The sequence below is a fragment of the Amycolatopsis sp. NPDC059027 genome (genome assembly GCF_042739735.1).
Classification (GTDB): Bacteria; Actinomycetota; Actinomycetes; order Mycobacteriales; family Pseudonocardiaceae; genus Amycolatopsis.
This window is the reverse complement of sequence record NZ_JBHYIK010000037.1, coordinates 9,662-25,616: the sequence shown is the minus strand read 5'-3', so window position 1 is coordinate 25,616 and position 15,955 is coordinate 9,662. Positions and strand designations below refer to the sequence as shown.

The following is a 15,955-nucleotide window of genomic DNA, read 5'->3' as shown; positions in this document are numbered from 1 at the left end:
GTCCTATTCCCGGTGGTCACCGGTTCGGCCGCGCTCGCGCAGGCCCCGGTCGAAGACGGTCACCGCGAGCAGGATCACGCTGACGACGACGAGCGCGATCGCCAGCCGGTGCAGGCCCTCGTCCCCGGCGTGCGCGCCGAAGCACTGGGCGATGAGTGTCGACGCCACGATCGCGCCGAGGTACTGCGCCGAGCGGAACAGCCCGCTCGCGGTGCCCATCTGGTCGGCGGGTGCCTCGCGGTAGAGCCGGTTCTGGTTGGCCACGCTGGTCAGCCCCTGGGCGAGGCCGAACATCGCGGTCAGCGCCAGCAGCACCCCGAGCCAGGTGTGCTCGCCCACGAACAGCAGCAGGACCGACCCGGCGGTCAGCGCGACGACGGTAATGACGAGCCGGGCCCGGACACCGGTGGCGCGCCCGGAGAACGCGGCCGCGCCGACCGCGACCCCCGACATCGGCAGCAGCATCGCCCCGGCGGCCTCCTCGCTCAGGTGCCGCGCGGTCTCCAGCCACTGCGCGTAGCCGAACATGATCGCGTAGATGGCCAGGAAGCTCAGGCCCTGCCGCAGGTAGGTGCGCAGGATGGCGCGGTTCGCGGCGAGCATCCGCAGGTCCAGAAACGGCTGCTGGGCACGGAGTTCGACGAAGACCAGCATCGCCCCCGCGGCCACCGCGGCGGCCAGCAGGTAGAGGTCGTCGACGCCGGGGTCCATCAGGTACAACAGCAGCGCGAGCAGGGTCGCGGCGAACAGCACGATCCCGGTGACGTCGATCGGCGCCCGCTGCTCGCCCTTGTCGCGAAGGTCGTCCTTCGGCACCCAGAACAGCGCGAGCAGCAGCGAGGCGCCGGCGAGCGGGATGTTGACCGCGAAGATCGCGGGCCAGCCGAACAGGGCGATCAGCACGCCACCCAGCGTCGGGCCGATCACCATGATCGTCTGCGAGGACATGGCCAGCACCGACAGCACCCGCGCCGGGACTCCCTGCCCGGACGCCTCGGCGCGTTGGCGCAGGACCGCCATCGCGGCGGGGAAACCGGCACAGGTGCCGACGCCGAGCAGCGCGCGGACGCCGGTCAGCCAGCCGACCGAGATCGGGAGCATCCCGGCGACGCCGGCGACGATGACCACGGCCGCGCCGCCGATGAGCACGCGGCGGGCTCCGTAACGGTCCACGAGGAGACCGACCACCGGCTGTCCGACGGCGGTCGCGAGGTAGAGCGCGGAGATGAGCCAGGCCGTCTGGCCGGGCCCGGCGCCGAAGGCCTGTCCGATCGGGACGAGCGCGACGGCGATGAGGGTCGAGTTGATCGGGTTGAGCACCGCCCCGGCCACCAGTGGGGTGACCAGTTTCGGGCCGAATCGGGCGGTCTTCGCGGCTGCGCTCTGCGTGGTCGTGGCGTGCTCCTTCACAGTTGCGCGACGCGCTGCAGCAGGGGCAGCGCGCGGGTGACGGTTTCGAGTTCCTCTGCGGTCAGCTCGTTCGCGAGCGCCTGCGCCAGCCACTCGTCGCGGTGCTGGAAGACACCGCGGACGGTCTTGCGGCCGAGGTCGGACAGGTCGATCACGGTGCGCCTGCCGTCGGCGGGATCGGGCGTGCGGGTCAGGTAATCGAGGCCGTCGAGGACGCCGAGCGTCGCGGCCATCGACTGCTGGCGGACGTGCTCCGCCGCGGCCAGTTCCCCCTGGGTGGCCGGGCCTTCGCGGTAGAGCCGGTTGAGCACGGCGGACTGCGAAGGCGTGAGGATCTCGGCGTTGTCGACCTGACGCAGCCTGCGGTGCAGCTGCCCGACGACGCCGCGGATCCAGCCCGCCGACTCGGCGACATGAGCGGGAACGGTAGCCATAGTGCACAGCCTAGCCTGTGCAGTTTGGCCTGTGGGTATTACCGATGGTACCTGGCTGGGCGCGGTCGGTCGGTGTACCGAGGGACGCCCTTGTGCTGAAGGACGCTTTCAGTGCGTTGGGCGCGCCGAGGGACGCCCCCGGTGCATCCAGCGCACTCAGGGACGCTCTCGTCGCACCGGGGCTCGTACGCGGGTCGAGCGGGTCCGTGAATGTCACATCGAGGGACTCAGAGTCCGTGAATGTGGCATTCACGGACTCGCCGAAGGAATGAACGGAAGATTCAGGACACCCCGAGGCCCCCTACCCGACACGGTAGCCGGAGGGGACGACGAAACGGGGGTACGGCGGGGCGGCGGGGTGCTGAAGGGCGCTTTCAGTGCGTTGGGTGAGCTGAAGGGCGCCTTCAGCTCACTGGACGCACCGAAGGCGCCTTTCGGCTCGGCGGGGAGGAGGTCAGCGCGCGATGGGGAGATCGGGCCGGACCGGGGCGGCGGCCGCGCCGTACAGGATGTCGGTCAGGCGCGCGGGGTCGTTCACGCCGGGGCCGTTGGCCTGGCGCAGGATTACCGTCGTCGCCACCAGCGCGATCAGGAGCGTGATCGCGACGACCCCCGGCCACCGGCTGGTGCTGCCGTAGCCGCCGAAACCCTGCGCGCGGCGTTCCCGCTTGCGGCGCTTCTTGAGTTCCTTCTTCGCACCCAGCCAGGCGTCCAGTTCGGCGTGCTTGCGCCATTCCGGGTCGACCAGGTCCGGATGCGTCTCGATGCGCCGGTCTTCCGGCTCCTCCACGGCTTCCCCTCTCTCGCACGCGCCGCTCACCGGCGCCTACCTCATGATCGTCACGGCCGGTGAGCAAGGCGAGTGAAACCCGCCGCGGCGGGTTCGTAGACTGGTCCATTGTGACCGAGAACGCTCCGCAGCAGCAGACCGACCTCCCGGGTGCCTGGAACCCGGCCGCCGAAGAAGCCCCCCTGTACGAGGGCTGGGTAGCCGCCGGGTACTTCACCGCCGACGCCGGGTCGGGCAAGCCGCCGTTCTCGATCGTACTTCCGCCGCCGAACGTCACCGGCAGCCTGCACATGGGCCACGCCCTCAACCACACCCTGATGGACGCGATGAGCCGTCGCCGCCGCATGCAGGGCTACGAGGTGCTGTGGCTGCCGGGCATGGACCACGCCGGCATCGCCACGCAGAACGTCGTCGAGCGCCAGCTGGCCGGGGAAGGTCTCTCGCGGCACGACCTCGGCCGTGAGAAGTTCGTCGAGCGCGTGTGGGAGTGGAAGGCCGAGTACGGCGGCAAGATCCTCGACCAGATGCGCCGCCTCGGCGACGGCGTCGACTGGAGCCGCGAGCGGTTCACCATGGACGAGAACCTGTCCAAGGCCGTCCAGACGGTGTTCAAGAACTTCTTCGAGGCCGGTCTGATCTACCGCGCCGAGCGGATCATCAACTGGTGCCCGCGTTGCCAGACGGCGCTGTCGGACATCGAGGTCGACCACAGTGACGACGACGGCGAGCTCGTCTCGATCCGCTACGGCGACGGTGACGACGCCATCGTCGTGGCCACGACCCGCGCCGAGACGATGCTCGGCGACACCGCGGTCGCCGTCCACCCGGACGACGAGCGCTACGCCCACCTGGTCGGCACCGAGGTCGAGCTGCCGCTCACCGGCCGCCGCATCCCGATCGTGGCCGACAAGCACGTCGACCCCGAGTTCGGCACCGGCGCGGTCAAGGTGACCCCGGCGCATGACCCCAACGACTTCGAGATCGGCCGCCGCCACGACCTGCCGATGCTCACGATCATGAACGAGCGCGCCGAGATCACCGCGGCCGGGCCGTTCGAGGGCCTGGACCGGTTCGAGGCGCGGCCCGCGGTCGTCGCCGCGCTGCGCGAGGCGGGCCGGATCGTCGCCGAGAAGCGCCCGTACGTGCACGCCGTCGGGCACTGTTCCCGGTGCGACACCGTGGTCGAGCCGCGGCTTTCGCTGCAGTGGTGGGTCAAGGTCGAGGAGCTGGCCCGTAAGGCGGGTGAGGCGGTGCGCGACGGCCGCACCGAGATTCACCCGCCGGAGCTGGCGAAGCGCTACTTCGACTGGGTCGACAACATGCACGACTGGACGATTTCGCGCCAGCTGTGGTGGGGCCACCGGATCCCGGTCTGGTACGGCCCCGACGGCGAGGTCGTCTGCGTCGGGCCCGACGAGCAGCCGCCGAGCGGCGAGGGCTGGACGCAGGACCCGGACGTCCTCGACACCTGGTTCTCCTCCGGCCTGTGGCCGATGTCGACCATGGGCTGGCCGGAGCAGACCGCGGACCTGGCGAAGTTCTATCCGACCAGCGTGCTGTCCACCGGTTACGACATCCTGTTCTTCTGGGTCGTGCGGATGATGATGATCGGCGTCCACGAGATGGCCGGCGCCCAGCCGTTCGACCACGTCTACCTGCACGGCCTGATCCGCGACGCGCAGGGCAAGAAGATGTCGAAGTCGCGCGGCAACGTCATCGACCCGCTGGAGTGGATGGACGCCTACGGCGCCGACGCCACCCGCTTCACCCTCGCCCGCGGCGCCAACCCCGGCGCGGACATGGCACTCGCCGACGAGTGGGCGGCCGGCTCCCGCAACTTCTGCACGAAGCTGTGGAACGCCAGCAAGTTCGCGATGATGAACGGCGCCACCGCGGCGGGTTCGCTCCCGGCGGCTTCGGAGCTGACCGAGTCCGACCGCTGGATCCTCGGCAGGCTCGAAGCGCTCGTGTCCGAAGTGGACGGTCTGTTCGAGGACTTCCAGTTCGCCAAGGTCTCCAGCGCGCTTTATCAGTTCACCTGGAACGAGCTGTGCGACTGGTACCTGGAACTGGCGAAGGTCCAGCTGTACCAAGGCGATTCCGCCAGGGTCGAGGCGACCCGCGCGGTGCTCGGGCACGTGCTCGACACCGTGCTCCGGCTGCTGCACCCGTTCATCCCGTTCATCACCGAGAAGCTGTGGAAGGCGCTGACCGGTGGCGAATCGCTGGTGATCGCGTCCTGGCCGTCGCCAGCCTCCGGCTACGCCGACGCGCAGGCCGACACGCGCATCGCCGACGTCCAGAAGCTCGTCACCGAGATCCGCCGGTTCCGGGCCGACCAGGGACTCAAACCGGGCCAGAAGGTCTCCTCGCGGCTCGCGGGTGCCGGGTTCGGCGACGTCGCCGGGCACGAGGACGCGATCCGTTCGCTGGTCCGGCTCACCGCGCCGGAGGACGGGTTCTCCGCGAGCGCGTCGCTCGAGGTCGCGATCACCGGCGGGACCGTCACGGTCGAGCTGGACCTGTCCGGCACGGTCGACGTCGCGGCCGAGCGCAAGCGGCTGCAGAAGGACCTCGGCGCCGCGCAGAAGGAACTCGCGCAGACCGAGGGCAAGCTCGCCAACGAGGCTTTCATCGCCAAGGCGCCCGAGCACGTGATCGAGAAGATCAAGGCGCGCAAGGAAACCGCGGTCGCCGACATCGACCGCATCACCGCCCGCCTCGCCGCCCTGCCGTCGGCCTGACCCAGCGGGGCTCATGCGCCCCAATGTGGCGTTCGGTGCGTCCAACGCACCCAATGCCACATTGGGGCGCTCGGCCGCGCTACGTCAGGTGCTCAAGGACGACGTTCGCGACGCCGAGCATGCCGCTGCGGAACGGGTGGTAGGACAGCGCGGCGAACAGCTGCGTGTACTGGCCGTTGATCCACGCCGCACCGCCACGCGCGCACGCGTCGTGGCCGAGCGACGGGCCGTAGGTGTCGACGTAAACCGCCTTGCCGTCGGCAGCGACCGCCTTCGCGAGCGCGGTGTTCAGGGCCTGTTCGACGCTGTCGAGCCACCGGTAGTCACCGTCGGCGAAGGGCAGTATCGCCGGGCAGGTCCCGCTGGGCGGTGCGATGCGCGGGTACCCGACCACGAGCACCTTCGCGTGCGGCGAGCGCTGGTGGATGCCCTTGAGCACGGTGACGACGTCCTGGCCGGTCCGTGCGACGGCGGCCTTCATCGTGTCGGCGCCGCCGGGGGAGAACCGCCGCTGGCACGGGTTCCCGTGCGGATCGGTGGCCCGCAGCCCGGGGCAGGTGCCGATGAGAGTGCCGAACACGTCGGAGTCGTTGCCGCCGATGCCGAGGGTGACCAGATCCGTGCTCTCCCGCAGCGCGGAGAACTGCGGCGGGTTCACCCCGCCGAACTGGACCGCCTGCGGCGTCACCATGTGCGTGGTCTTGGCGCCGCCGCAGCTGACGTCGGTGAAGCGGTCCGGGTGCAGCGCCCTGGCCACGAAGGACGGATAGTTGTTCGTCGATCTCCCGCAGCCGAGCGGATCCCAGCGTTGCGCGGGAATCAGCGGGCCGGACGTGTACGAGTCGCCGAGCGCGACGTAATGGTGAACACCGGCTTCCCGGGGAGTGGCGGAAACGGCGGCGGCCGACGTCGTGAGGAGCACGGCTGAAGCGGCGGCGGTGAGCAGAATCCGAGCGATGCGCATCATGATTCACGTCTAATCAGCGCCGATCCCGCTGCCTGCCGCCAATCGGGTGGTCGAGGCCAGGGTTCACCCGGCCGTGGTGTCAGATCGGGTGAACCCCACCCGGTTCACGGTAGGTGAGCAGATAACGCCAGAACAGCAGCGTCCGGACCGTGCTCCCGGGCAACAGCCGGGCCGACTCGCGCCGGATTTTCGTCATCGACGGCGTCTCGTCCTTGATCGGTGGTGGCGGCACGAAATCGGTGCCGCCGTTGAGTCGTTCACCGGCGGCCACGACGAGCCGGGCGAGCACGTTGACCGGCGCGGCCGTCACCCACATCCCCCAGTCCACCGCCGCACTCGGACTGCCCAGCCCCAGTACGGCCAGGACGCCGCCGGGCGCCAGCGCGCGGCGCAGCGCGGTCACCGTCTCGAACGGGACGTGATGCAGCGACGCAAGGCACGAGATGAAGTCGTAGTGCCCCTCCGGCAGCGATTCGGTGGTGACGTCCGCGTGCCGGTAGGCGATCTTGCCGGGACCCGGCGAGCCCAGCGCCTCGGCCTTCTCGATCATCGGCCCCGAGGTGTCCAGCGCGTCCACGGTCATCCCCGCCGCGGCCAGCCGCCGCGCGAACCGGCCGGTCCCGCAGCCGACGTCGAGTGCGGTACCCGGACCGGGCGGCAGCAGGCCGAGCAGCAACGGGTGGTAGTGGTCGTTGTGGTTGAACGGCATGCGTCGAGAGTGCCAGGACGGCCGCACGTAGACTCGTCTGGACAGGTGACACAGGGTCTAGGGAGTTGTCAGTGCCGCGAGAGGCGGACGAACCGTTCGAGGAGTCTTCAGAGTCCGCGCAGCGTGAGCCTCGCAGGCCGGAGCTGGCCGATCCGGACAGCTTCGCCGGGGTCGACGAGCTGGGCGCGCGGGCACACGAGGGCACCGACGATCACGATCCCGAGCTGGACGGCCCCGACGAGGCGTTCGCCGCGGGCGGTGGTTCGCGCGCGGGCATCGGCGGCGTCGGGCAGCTCGGCGACAACCTCGCGCTCGGCCCGGTGCCCGACCTCACGCACACCGGCGACGAGCCGCCGCACGAGCTCGACGACGAGGGCGAGCAGGCCGAACACGGCGATCCGGATGGTCCGCAGGCACGTCGCGAGCTGTTGGCCGTCGAGGCCGAGCTGAACCAGCGCTGGCCGGAGACTAAGCTCGAGCCCTCGCTCGCCCGCATCTCCGCGCTGATGACGCTGCTCGGCGAGCCGAACAAGGGCTACCCGGTGCTGCACGTGGCCGGGACCAACGGCAAGGGCTCGGTGAGCCGCATGATCGACGCGCTGCTGACCAGGATGGGCCTGCGCGTCGGCCGCTACACCAGCCCGCACCTGCAGCTGGTCACCGAGCGGATCGCGCTCGACGGGCGCCCGATCCCGGCCGCGAAGTACGTCGACCTCTTCCGCGACGTCGCGCCCTATGTGTCCATGGTGGACGGTGCCGATCCGGACGGCGTCGCGATGAGCAAGTTCGAGATCCTCACCGGGATGGCGTTCGCCGCCTTCGCCGACGCGCCGGTCGAGGCCGCGGTGATCGAGGCGGGCATGGGCGGCGCGTGGGACGCGACCAACGTCGCCGACGCCGACGTCGCGGTGCTCACCCCGATCGGCCTCGACCACGTCGAATACCTCGGCCCCGAGCCGGTTTCGGCGGCGAAGGAGAAGGCCGGGATCATCAAGCCCGGCTCGGTCGCGGTCATCGCCGAGCAGTCCGAGGACGTGCTCAAGGTCCTGCTGGAGCGCGCCATTGAGGTGGACGCCGCGGTGGCGCGCGCGGGCAGCGAGTTCGGGGTGCTCGAACGCGAGGTCGCGGTCGGCGGCCAGCTGCTGAAGCTGCAGGGCCTCGGCGGCGTCTACGACGAGATCTTCCTTCCGCTGCACGGGGAACACCAGGCCGCGAACGCCGCGCTCGCGCTGGCCGCCGTCGAGGCGTTCTTCGGCGCGGGCAAGGACAAGCAGCTCGTGCTCGAAGCCGTGCGCGAAGCGTTCGCCGAGGTCGAGAACCCCGGACGGCTGGAGCGTGTCCGCGCGGCCCCGACCGTGCTGCTCGACGCCGCGCACAATCCGATGGGCGCCCGTGCGCTCGCCACCGCCGTGTCGGGGGAGTTCGCGTTCCGCAGGCTCGCCGCCGTGGTCGCGGTGATGGCGGAGAAGGACGCGCGGGGCATCCTCGACGCGCTCGAACCCGTGGTGTCCGACGTCGTGGTCACCCGGAACTCGTCGCCGCGGTCGATGCCGCTGGAGGAGCTGAACGAGCTGGCGATCTCGATCTTCGGCGAGGAACGGGTCGTGGCCGAACCGAGCCTGGAGACGGCGATCGAGACCGCGATCGGCCTCGTGGAGCAGAGTGACGACCCGGAGGAACCCCTCGCCGGTGGCGGAGTGCTGGTCACCGGGTCGGTCGTCACGGTGGGCGAGGCACGCACGCTGTTCGGGAAGGAGCCCGCATGAGCGAGGAGAACGCCGCGGGGAGCGTCCCGAAACCCGCGAAGGACCCGATGAAGAGCTTCCGCGGGGTCATGGCGGGTTCGCTGATCATGGAGGCCATCACCGTCGCGCTCGCGATCCCGGTGGTCGCGAAGCTCGGCGGCGGGGTGGGCACCGGCACCGGCTGGGCCGTGATCGCCATCGCGGTCGTACTGCTGCTGTGCTGCGGCGTGCTCAAGCGCCCGTGGGCCGTCCCGGTGGTGCTGGCGCTGCAGGTGGTGCTGATCGCGATGGCGTTCCTGCTGCCCGCGGTCGCGATCCTCGGCGTGATCTTCCTCGCCTTCTGGCTGTGGGTGCTGTTGCTGCGCCGCGACGTCGCGCGCCGGATGGCCGCGGGCACCCTGCCCAGCCAGCAGCAGCCGCAGTCCTGACGGACCGTTTGGTCCACAATGGACTGTCAGGTCGCGCTGCGCATGGTGGCGTGCAGGCTGCCCAGCAGCGCCAGCGCACGGGCACTGGGCGTCGCCGGTTCCGCGTGGTAGACGACCAGCTGCTGGCCGGGTGCGTCGCGCACGTCGAAGGCCTGGTAGGTCAGGGTCAGCGGGCCGACGCCGGGATGGACCAGCTGCTTGGGTTCGAGGGTCTTGCCGCGCACCTGATGGGAGTCCCACAGGGCGCGGAACTCCTCGCTGCCGTCGCCGAGTTCGGCCACCAGGCGCAGCAGGGCGGGGTCCGCTGGGTCGAATCCCGTGGCCAGCCGCAGGTTCGCCACGGTGGCCTGCGCCGTCCGGTTCCACTGCGCGTAGAAATGCCGTCCGGCGGGATCGAGGAACGTCATGCGGGCGAGGTTGTCCGTCACGCGGAACGGCGAGAACAACGCGTCGGCCAGCGCGTTGGTGGCCAGCACGTCCAGCGTGCGGTCGAGGACGAACGCCGGGGTGTCGCGGTAGCCGTCCATCAGCCCGCGTAACTGCGGGCTCACGGTCCGCCGCACGGGTTCCGGACCGGTGCCCGGCACCGTCCCCGCCAGCCGGTGCAGGTGCTCGCGGGCGTCCGGGCCGAGATCGAGTGCCCGGCACAGCGCGTCGAGCACCTGCGGCGAGGGATGGGTTTCGCGGCCCTGTTCGAGGCGCGTGTAGTAGTCGGCGTTGACCCCGGCGAGCACGGCGACCTCCTCCCGCCGCAGCCCCGGCACCTTCCGCCGCCCGGAGTAGGGCAGGCCTGCCTCCTCCGGGGATCGCCGCGCGCGGTGCGCGCGCAGGAACTCACCCAGTGCTCCGCCGCTCATGCGCTCGACTCGCTCATGACTCCAGGCTAGGCCGGACCAAGGGGCTTTGCCTGGGTCTGCCGGACCCAGGCAAAGCGTGCCCTCCCACCGGCCGTCGCCGCGTCCCAGACTCGGTGGCGGGACAACCGCGAAGGAGACATGACAATGGCAGGCGAACTGGACGGCAAGGTCGCGCTCGTCACCGGTGCGGCGCGCGGCGTCGGTGCGGCGACCGTCGCCTGGCTGCACGCCAGGGGCGCGCAGGTGGTCGCCACCGACATCCGGCCGAGCGTCCACGAGTGGACGGCCGGGCTCGACGGTGTGACGGCACTGGTCGGTGACGTGGCGGACGAGGAGACGGCGATACGGTCCGTGGCCACCGCGGTAGAGCGGTTCGGCGGTCTCGACATCCTGGTCAGCAACGCGGGCCGGTCGGTGAACAAGCCGATCACCGAAACCACGGCGGACGACTGGGACACCTTGCTGGCCGTCAACGCCCGTGCGGCGTTCCTGCACTCCCGGGAAGCCTTCCGGGTCATGCGGGAGCGTGGCGGCGGGGCGATCGTCACCGTGGGATCGTTCGCCTGCAGCGTCGGTTTCACCGGGGGCTCGGCCTACAGCGCGTCCAAGGGAGCGCTGGCCCAGCTGACCAAGGTGCTCGCGCTGGAAGGCGGTCCGCACGGGATCCGCGCCAACGTCGTGGCGCCCGGCGTCATCGAGACCGACCTGCTCGACAGCTTCCGCCCTGACAGCAGGGAATACCTGCGCTCGTTCGGCGAAGCACACCCGCTGAAACGGGTCGCGAGCCCCGAGGAGATCGCCGAAGTGATCGGCTTCCTCGCCTCCCCGCGCGCCGGCTTCGTCACCGGTGCCGTCGTCGCGGCCGACGGCGGCTACACGGCCGCCTGAGCACGCTCAAGTTCACGGAGAAGAGGAAAGAACCATGACAGGAAGACTGACCGGCAAGGTCGCACTGATCACCGGGGCGACCGGTGGCATCGGTCAGGCCACCGCGGAGCTGTTCGCTCGTGAAGGGGCCCAGCTCGTCGTCACCGACATCGCCGGTGACGACGTGGAAGCCCTCGCGGCACGGCTGGCAGGCGGCGGCGCCGAAGTCCTCGCCGCACCGCTCGATGTCTCGTCGTCCCAGCGCTGGAATGCGGTCATCGACCTGGTGCGACGGCGTTTCGGCAGGCTGGACATCCTGGTCAACGTCGCCGGGATCGTGGACTGGCCCGGCATCGAGGAGACCGGCCAGGAGGCGTGGGACCGGGTCATCGCGGTCAACCAGACCGGCACCTGGCTGGGCATGAAGGCCGCGATGCCGATGCTGCGCGCGTCCGGCGGCGCCTCGGTGATCAACACGTCGTCGGTCCTCGGGCTCGTCGGCAGCGGGGCGGCGGCCGCGTACCAGGCGTCCAAGGGCGCGGTGCGCCTGCTGACCAAGACCGCCGCGGTGGAGTACGCCACCCGGGGTGTCCGGGTCAATTCGGTGCACCCCGGGGTCATCGCGACCCCGATGATCCAGGACCTGCTCGACGAGCAGGGGGACCGGCAGCCGGACATCGCGCGCACCCCGATGCGCCGTGCGGGCAGGGCGGCCGAGGTCGCGCCGGTGATGCTGTTCCTGGCGAGTGACGAATCCTCGTTCGTCACCGGCGCGGAGTTCGTGGTCGACGGCGGGCTCACGGCGTACTGACGTCCCCCGCACCTAACGCAGGATGACGGTCCGCAGCGCGGGGGAACTCAGGATGTCGGCCGTGCAGAAGCGCTCCCGCACCCACTGTCCCTTCGAGAACAGCTTGGTCTGGTCCGAGAAGTACGGCGAGGTCGGATCCTGGGACTGTGAGTAGGTCAGCAGCGTCGAGGCGTCCGGGCACGGCCCCGGCCCGAACCCGACGACCTGGATGAAGCTCGACCCGTGCACGACCTCGGCGTTGCCCGCCGCCCCCTGCCACACGGGGGTGAGCACGTTGAGCACGCCCACCGTCCCCAGCGCGCCGTGGAGCGGGATGCGCTCGCCGTCGCGCGTGACGCCCTGGTGCTCGCCCAGCGGCGCGTCCGCCGGGATGCCCGCGGCACGCAGCTCGGCCACCGCGTCGCCGAACGCCTGCTGGACCGCGGCACTGGCGGTGTCCAGGGTGTTCGGGGTGGTGAGCGGGTGCGCCGGGTCGAACGGGACCCGCCACGGCGACCCGGCCGGGCCGCCCAGCCGCTGCGCGAATCGCTGGAACAGCAGGGAACCACGAGAGTCCAGCGTGTAATGGTGGTCCCAGTTCGCGAGCGCCGCGCAGGCCGGGCCGACCGGCACCGGGCCCTGCGAGGACGGCGCCTGCCCGCCGGGGAAGGCCGCGCACATCTTCGCGGTGTCCGCGGCGGCCAGCTCGGCGGTGCGGCTGCGGTCGGCGAACAGCGTCGCCCGCATCGACTCGGTGGTGAAACCGCCGTGTGCCAAGGTTTCCTCGGTGGTGATCAGCGCCTCTCGCGTCCGATCGGACCGCTGGGTGCCGAGGTCACCGACAATGCGCGGGTAGCCGGTGATCGGGGCGTGCGCGTTGGCGAGCCAGGCGCTGTCGTTGGTGTTGAGCGCGTAGTCGCGGCGCTGCAACTGCGGCAGCCGGGACGGGGCGAACAGGCCGGGCTCGATGGCGCCGGGGTCGGATCCCCAGCCGCACGAGGATCGTGAACCGTCCAGAATGGACACTCCAGAGGCGGGGAACAACAGGCGTCCCAGCGGGGTCCCGCAGTCGGCGGCCTGCTGGTCGGTGACATGCGGCACGACCTGGATGTCCGCGTACAGCGCGTTGCCCGCGCGGTCGGTCGCGACGGTGTTGACCCACGGGACGCCCTGGGTGCGCGAAAGCGCGTCGACGATGGCGCCGGTGCTGCGGGCCTGGTCGAGCTCGAACCACGTGTTCAGCGCGCGCAGGTTGGTGGCGTTGGCGTCGCGCAGCGCGTACACCGACTTGGCCGTCCACGGCAGCGAAGTGCCGCCGACCGAGGTGATGACCGGGCCGTAGCGTGTGCCGTGGATCGTGCGCTCCACCTGGTGGCGGGTGCCGTCCGCCTCCCGGACCTCGACGCGCACCGTCCGCGCCGACATCTTCTCCGCCTTGCCGTCCACGACGTAACTCGTCGGATCGCCGGGCGTCAGCGGGAGCTCGAAGAGGCCGAACGTGATCGGTGTCGCGACCGTGTGCGTCCACGCGGCGTCGGCGGTGTGCCCGATCTGGATCAGCGGGATCCCGAGCATGCTCCCGCCAGAGACGTCGAAACGGCCCGGGATCGTCAGCTGTGCCTGCCAGAACCGGCGCCCGCCCTGCCACGGATAGTGCGGATTCCCCAGCAGCACGCTCGATCCGGATGCGGTGCCGTCCTTGCCGACGGCGATCCCGTTGCTGCCGAGCTCGCCACTGCCCAGCGCCGTCCGGACCGCGGCGGCGATCCGCGGCGCGGCGTCCGGCGCCGGCGCGGCGGGAGCCGCCGCGGCCGACGGCTGTTCGGCGTTCACCGTCCCGCTTACCAGCGCGCCGCCACCCGCGATCGTCGTGATGGCGTAGAGGTGGCGGTAGACGTCGAGTTCGGTGATCGGGCGCAGCCACGGGGCGTCGTGGCAGGCCGGGTCGGTGATCCCGGCACGGCCGGTTTTCGCCAGATAGGCGTTGAAACCGTGGGCGTAGCCGGCGATGATCTCGCGCACCTCGGGGCGCGGGCCCTGCGGCGCGGGCGCCCCGGCGAGCCGTTCCACCACCCCGGAGTCGTTGATCGCCTGGAAATGGAGATCGCTTTCCAGGTTCGTCCGCGCACTGCTCAGCGCGGCGTCGCCCGAGCCGCCCGGCCCGAGGAACGCCGAGCGCCGCGCCTCGACGGTCAGATAGGTGTTCGCCAGTTCGCAGATGTTGTCCCGCGCGGCGGCGAAACCATAGCCGTAGCCGAGCCCGTCGAAGTCCTTCGCGAGGATGTGCGGTATGCCGTGCTCGGTGTAGCGGATCACCGCGTGCCCGGTCTCCGCCGCCGTGGCGGCCGGGGTGAGCAGCGCGGACGCCGACAGTAAGACGGTCAGGAACGCCAGTAAGCGGCGCATGGTCACTCCCGTGTCGTGGAATTTCGTGATCAAGCTAGCCAGGCGCCGCGCGACGGGACAATGGGCGAACGGACCACACCGGTGTCCGTTCATCACCGGGACATGCGCAGTTGGCCCGCCCGCCCGGAACGCGGGATAGAAACCGCGCATGACCGAACTGTCCCCACCCTCCCGCCGTGTCCTGTTCAAGGCCGGGCTCACCGGCGCGGGCGCGCTCGCCGCCGGCCTGCTCCTGCCCGACGTCGCGGGCGCCGCGCCCGCGCTCGTCCGCCGCGACCGCCCGATCCTCACCCACGGCGTCCAGTCCGGCGACGTCACCACCGGCTCCGGCATCGTCTGGTCGCGCGCGGACCGTCCGTCGCGACTGCTCGTCGAGATCGCGCGGGACGAGTCGTTCCGGCACACGCGCCGCGTCGTCGGCCCGGTGGTCTCGCCCGATACCGGCGGCACCGGCAAGGTGCGCGTCGCGGGGCTGCCGCCGGGTACCGAGATCCACTACCGCGTCACCGCGGAGGCGCTCGACGGCCGGACGTGCAGCGAGCCGCTGACCGGCCGGTTCGCCACCGCGCCGGTCGGGCGCCGGGACACCCGGATCGTCTGGAGCGGCGACGTCGTCGGCCAGAACTGGGGGATCGACACCTCGCGGGGCGGTATGAGGATCTTCGCCGCGATGGCCGACCGGCGGCCGGATCTCTTCCTGCACAGCGGCGACACGGTGTACGCCGACGGGCCGCTGACCGAGACCGTGACGCTGCCCGGCGGTCGCACCTGGCGCAACGTCATGACGCCCGAGAAGGCGAAGGTGGCCGAGACGCTCGACGAGTATCGCGGCCAGCACGCCTACAACCGGCTCGACGAGCATTTCCGCCGCTTCGCCGCCGAAGTTCCGGTCTATGCACAGTGGGACGACCACGAGGTCGTCAACAACTGGTACCCGGGCGAGATTCTCAACGACCGCCCCGAATACACCGAAAAGCGCGTCGACGTCCTGGCGCCCCGCGCGTTCCAGGCGTTCCACGAATGGCATCCGATCGACGCGCGCCAGGCCGTCGACGGGCGGGTGTACCGCAACTTCCGGTACGGCAGCCGCGCCGAGATCTTCGTGCTCGACATGCGGACCTACCGCGACGCGAACACCTCGGACCAGACGAAACCCGGTCACATCCTCGGTGACAAGCAGGCACGCTGGCTCGTCGACGCGCTCGGCCGCAGTACCGCGACGTGGAAGCTCGTCCAAGCGGACATGCCGATCGGGCTGGTCGTGCCCGACAGCCCCGGCGGGATCGAGGCGGTGGCGAACGGCCTGCCCGGCGCGCCCGGCGGACGCGAGACGGAACTGCACTGGGTGCTGCGCGAAATCGCGCGCCGCCGCGTCCGCAACGTCGTGTGGCTGACCGCGGACGTGCACTACACCGCGGCCCACCACTACTCGCCGGACCGCGCGACGGTCGGGGACTTCGAGCCGTTCTGGGAGTTCGTCTCCGGGCCGCTCAACGCGGGCGCGTTCGGGCCGAACAAGCTCGACCCGACGTTCGGCCCGGAGGCGGTGTTCGTGCACGCCCCGCTCGCGGCGAACACCTCACCCGCCGACGGCTACCAGCACTTCGGCGAGCTGAACATCGACGGCGCTTCGGGCGCTTTGACCGTCGACCTGCGCGACGCCACCGGCACGTCCCTCTGGTCGAAAACCCTGCAACCCCAACGACACTGACGCTCCGTGAATGCCACATCGAGGGCCACCGAGTCCCGCGGGGTGGGATACTCCGGCCCTGCGTTGTCGGGGCGCCGCGGATGGCGCCAGCGCGGGG

Annotated in this window: 13 protein-coding genes; 6 read left to right on the top strand and 7 right to left on the bottom strand. The window is 70.9% G+C overall.

The window, feature by feature from the left end; genetic code table 11:
- Positions 1–3 precede the first annotated feature (3 nt).
- The 3 genes from ACFWY9_RS24975 to ACFWY9_RS24965 form a co-directional block, all read right to left on the bottom strand.
- Positions 4–1,332 carry an MFS transporter gene (locus ACFWY9_RS24975; RefSeq protein ID WP_378331054.1) on the bottom strand — a complete coding sequence of 443 codons (1,329 nt, stop codon included), beginning with the start codon at positions 1,330–1,332 and terminating at the stop codon, positions 4–6.
- A gap of 74 nt (positions 1,333–1,406) precedes the next feature.
- Positions 1,407–1,844 (bottom strand): MarR family winged helix-turn-helix transcriptional regulator, encoded by a 438-nt coding sequence (locus ACFWY9_RS24970; RefSeq protein ID WP_378331027.1) that lies wholly within the window; start codon positions 1,842–1,844, stop codon positions 1,407–1,409.
- Between the two features lie 454 nt (positions 1,845–2,298).
- Complete coding sequence (locus ACFWY9_RS24965; RefSeq protein ID WP_378331026.1) at positions 2,299–2,634, bottom strand: hypothetical protein; 336 nt, start codon at positions 2,632–2,634, stop codon at positions 2,299–2,301.
- Positions 2,635–2,744: 110 nt separating this feature from the next.
- Between ACFWY9_RS24965 and ACFWY9_RS24960 the strand changes: the two genes are divergently transcribed.
- Complete coding sequence (locus ACFWY9_RS24960) at positions 2,745–5,378, top strand: valine--tRNA ligase (protein ID WP_378331025.1); 2,634 nt, start codon at positions 2,745–2,747, stop codon at positions 5,376–5,378.
- A 79-nt stretch (positions 5,379–5,457) separates the two neighbouring features.
- Here the strand turns inward: ACFWY9_RS24960 and ACFWY9_RS24955 are convergent, their stop codons facing one another.
- Together ACFWY9_RS24955 and ACFWY9_RS24950 are read right to left on the bottom strand one after the other, a co-directional pair.
- On the bottom strand, positions 5,458–6,342 hold the full coding sequence (locus ACFWY9_RS24955; RefSeq protein WP_378331666.1) for an SGNH/GDSL hydrolase family protein: 885 nt from the start codon (positions 6,340–6,342) through the stop codon (positions 5,458–5,460).
- A gap of 82 nt (positions 6,343–6,424) precedes the next feature.
- Positions 6,425–7,054, bottom strand: coding sequence for a class I SAM-dependent methyltransferase (locus tag ACFWY9_RS24950; RefSeq protein ID WP_378340053.1), 630 nt, complete (start codon positions 7,052–7,054; stop codon positions 6,425–6,427).
- 71 nt (positions 7,055–7,125) lie between these two features.
- Here ACFWY9_RS24950 and ACFWY9_RS24945 point away from each other — a divergent pair, with 71 nt between their 5' ends.
- A complete protein-coding gene (locus ACFWY9_RS24945; RefSeq protein WP_378340052.1) occupies positions 7,126–8,820 on the top strand; it encodes a bifunctional folylpolyglutamate synthase/dihydrofolate synthase in 1,695 nt (564 codons plus the stop codon).
- Positions 8,817–9,227 carry a DUF4233 domain-containing protein gene (locus ACFWY9_RS24940; RefSeq protein ID WP_378340051.1) on the top strand — a complete coding sequence of 137 codons (411 nt, stop codon included), beginning with the start codon at positions 8,817–8,819 and terminating at the stop codon, positions 9,225–9,227. The genes ACFWY9_RS24945 and ACFWY9_RS24940 overlap by 4 nt, the downstream gene beginning before the upstream one ends.
- A gap of 26 nt (positions 9,228–9,253) precedes the next feature.
- Here ACFWY9_RS24940 and ACFWY9_RS24935 read toward each other — a convergent pair whose 3' ends face one another.
- Complete coding sequence (locus tag ACFWY9_RS24935) at positions 9,254–10,084, bottom strand: helix-turn-helix transcriptional regulator (protein WP_378340050.1); 831 nt, start codon at positions 10,082–10,084, stop codon at positions 9,254–9,256.
- Between the two features lie 144 nt (positions 10,085–10,228).
- Here ACFWY9_RS24935 and ACFWY9_RS24930 point away from each other — a divergent pair, with 144 nt between their 5' ends.
- Both ACFWY9_RS24930 and ACFWY9_RS24925 read left to right on the top strand, forming a co-directional pair.
- The gene (locus ACFWY9_RS24930) at positions 10,229–10,972 is read left to right on the top strand and encodes an SDR family NAD(P)-dependent oxidoreductase (protein ID WP_378340049.1); all 744 of its coding nucleotides are present in this window, start codon (positions 10,229–10,231) and stop codon (positions 10,970–10,972) included.
- A 34-nt stretch (positions 10,973–11,006) separates the two neighbouring features.
- Entirely contained in the window at positions 11,007–11,762 is a 756-nt protein-coding gene (locus tag ACFWY9_RS24925; protein WP_378331663.1) for an SDR family NAD(P)-dependent oxidoreductase, read from the top strand.
- 12 nt (positions 11,763–11,774) lie between these two features.
- Here the strand turns inward: ACFWY9_RS24925 and ACFWY9_RS24920 are convergent, their stop codons facing one another.
- Positions 11,775–14,147, bottom strand: a complete 2,373-nt coding sequence (locus tag ACFWY9_RS24920) for a penicillin acylase family protein (protein ID WP_378340048.1) — start codon at positions 14,145–14,147, stop codon at positions 11,775–11,777.
- Between the two features lie 148 nt (positions 14,148–14,295).
- On the opposite strand from ACFWY9_RS24920, the gene ACFWY9_RS24915 reads away from it, so the two are divergent.
- On the top strand, positions 14,296–15,858 hold the full coding sequence (locus ACFWY9_RS24915; RefSeq protein WP_378340047.1) for an alkaline phosphatase D family protein: 1,563 nt from the start codon (positions 14,296–14,298) through the stop codon (positions 15,856–15,858).
- The last annotated feature ends 97 nt before the right edge of the window (positions 15,859–15,955 follow it).

Bases quoted from the DNA above. Each gene is read 5' to 3' on its own strand.
- ACFWY9_RS24930 (WP_378340049.1), top strand. From the start codon at position 10,229: ATGGCAGGCGAACTGGACGGCAAGGTCGCGCTCGTCACCGGTGCGGCG.
- ACFWY9_RS24940 (WP_378340051.1), top strand. From the start codon at position 8,817: ATGAGCGAGGAGAACGCCGCGGGGAGCGTCCCGAAACCCGCGAAGGAC.
- ACFWY9_RS24950 (WP_378340053.1), bottom strand. From the start codon at position 7,054: ATGCCGTTCAACCACAACGACCACTACCACCCGTTGCTGCTCGGCCTG.
- ACFWY9_RS24925 (WP_378331663.1), top strand. From the start codon at position 11,007: ATGACAGGAAGACTGACCGGCAAGGTCGCACTGATCACCGGGGCGACC.
- ACFWY9_RS24915 (WP_378340047.1), top strand. From the start codon at position 14,296: ATGACCGAACTGTCCCCACCCTCCCGCCGTGTCCTGTTCAAGGCCGGG.
- ACFWY9_RS24935 (WP_378340050.1), bottom strand. From the start codon at position 10,084: ATGAGCGGCGGAGCACTGGGTGAGTTCCTGCGCGCGCACCGCGCGCGG.
- ACFWY9_RS24955 (WP_378331666.1), bottom strand. From the start codon at position 6,342: ATGCGCATCGCTCGGATTCTGCTCACCGCCGCCGCTTCAGCCGTGCTC.
- ACFWY9_RS24920 (WP_378340048.1), bottom strand. From the start codon at position 14,147: ATGCGCCGCTTACTGGCGTTCCTGACCGTCTTACTGTCGGCGTCCGCG.
- ACFWY9_RS24970 (WP_378331027.1), bottom strand. From the start codon at position 1,844: ATGGCTACCGTTCCCGCTCATGTCGCCGAGTCGGCGGGCTGGATCCGC.